This window comes from Variovorax sp. Soil_C_12 (assembly GCF_057657375.1).
Window position 1 is genome coordinate 1 of the sequence record NZ_JBDGIO010000040.1, and the last position, 1,546, is coordinate 1,546.

At 55.4% G+C, this 1,546-nt stretch carries 4 protein-coding genes; 3 read left to right on the forward strand and 1 reads right to left on the reverse strand.

What is annotated here, in order from left to right; translation table 11 throughout:
* Window positions 1-318, forward strand: a 318-nt coding sequence (locus tag AC3A6X_RS36350) for a hypothetical protein (protein WP_487846707.1), incomplete at its 5' end; no start/stop codon positions are given.
* Between the two features lie 2 nt (window positions 319-320).
* Window positions 321-764 (forward strand): hypothetical protein, encoded by a 444-nt coding sequence (locus AC3A6X_RS36355; RefSeq protein ID WP_487846708.1) that lies wholly within the window; start codon window positions 321-323, stop codon window positions 762-764.
* Window positions 765-843: 79 nt separating this feature from the next.
* On the opposite strand, the gene AC3A6X_RS36360 is transcribed toward AC3A6X_RS36355, so the two are convergent.
* On the reverse strand, window positions 844-1,041 hold the full coding sequence (locus tag AC3A6X_RS36360) for a hypothetical protein (protein WP_487846709.1): 198 nt from the start codon (window positions 1,039-1,041) through the stop codon (window positions 844-846).
* A 5-nt stretch (window positions 1,042-1,046) separates the two neighbouring features.
* Between AC3A6X_RS36360 and AC3A6X_RS36365 the strand changes: the two genes are divergently transcribed.
* On the forward strand, window positions 1,047-1,415 hold the full coding sequence (locus tag AC3A6X_RS36365; RefSeq protein WP_487846710.1) for a DUF6968 family protein: 369 nt from the start codon (window positions 1,047-1,049) through the stop codon (window positions 1,413-1,415).
* The last annotated feature ends 131 nt before the right edge of the window (window positions 1,416-1,546 follow it).

Sequence of the window (1,546 nt, forward strand, 5' to 3'; positions counted from 1 at the left end):
GCCTTTTCTTGGCTCAAGCGCATCCACAAACTTCAGGAAAAAACGAGGATGTCAGCTGGCCTCGGTGACGTTGCAGACTACCAAGACCGCATGGCTTGTTCCCGGTATGAAGACTTTCTGAAAGAGGCGTTTACCAAGAAGGGCTACAAGTCCGGGAAATTCTCTGGGACTGGTCTGACAGAAGATCAAGCACGAGATTTTCTCAGAGACGCGGGCAACTCATTGCCGTTCGACATTCGAAAAAAGTACAACTGGGATCGTTTGATCGACACCGCCAAACAAAGAACACCTCCGAGTGCGTCCGACATTCTGAAATAACAATGCCAAATCTGCCGTTCACCCAAACACACCACCGTTCGGCCACCTTCGTCGTGCTCGCACTCGCCCTTTGGTTCGCGAGGGACATGGCGTGGTCAACCGTTCACTTTCCTTTTAACTGGTACGGCTTTGTTGTGCTTGCTGGCGTGGTGCTCGGATGTCTGTGGCTGATGCGCTTCCGAGCGTGGGCGCTCGTGGTGCTCGCCACCATTGGGATTGCTCTCGATCCCCGCATGCTGATTCAGTTCTTCAGCATTGACCAGGTCAGAAGCCACTACTTCTATCTGAATCTGCTGTTGAGCGTCATTGATGTGGCTTGGGTTGCCTTGGCCGTTGCCTCTCTGGCAACGCTGCGACTGAACAATGTGGCGAAGTGGCTGCTGATCGTGCCTTTCGCTGCGCTGCTGGTTCTGATGGTCGGCTATCCGCACTATCGGTGGGTCTGAGTAAGAGCCACTCCAGCACCCCACTGCTAAAGCGAGGTGCTCGGTTGGCTTCGTTGTTGTCGCCATTCGGATCGACCTGCTACTTCACGCTGCGCACCTTCGATGTCTTCTTGGCCTCGGGCGTCACGAACGCTATGGGCCGCTTGACCGGCTGGTGTTCCGCGGTAAGCTCGCGCGGTGCCTCGAGGACCTGCCGCTGCTGAATTCGCATGTTGCGACCAAAGAGTTCGTGCCGCGTGGCCAGCTGATTGGTCTTCTCCTCCGGCGCGGTGAGCAATACAGATGAAAAAACCGTCACATCCAACCGAGGTCATCGCCGTTCGGAAGCTCGATCTTGTGAATGAAGCCGACGAGATAGTCGGCACGGTTACCGTCACACTCTTCCGGCCAGAAGAATTGCCAAACTCCGCGGGATTCTCGTGCTCATACCGGATTCATGGACTCAGTACGGAGTTGATCAAGGAGGGCAGAGGTTCCGATGCAATGCAGGCGCTGCTCTTGACGCTTGCGAAGATCGGTGTTGATTTGTACACCTCCTCTGAGGCAAACACTGGGAGGCTGCGGTGGTGCGGCGATGGCAACCTTGGATTCCCGGTGTTCATGATGCTAAACGACAAAGTTCCAGAGCCTAAGGATCAATTGGTTCTGTGATCCTTGCCTTGCCCCCGGAATGCGTATCTCTTACTGGCTTTTTCAATTCAGCAAGGAGAGTCGCGTTTGGGCAATTGCTCTGACATCTCGAATGGCCGCTTCAGAGCGCAGCGGATGCCCGCTCCGGGCCC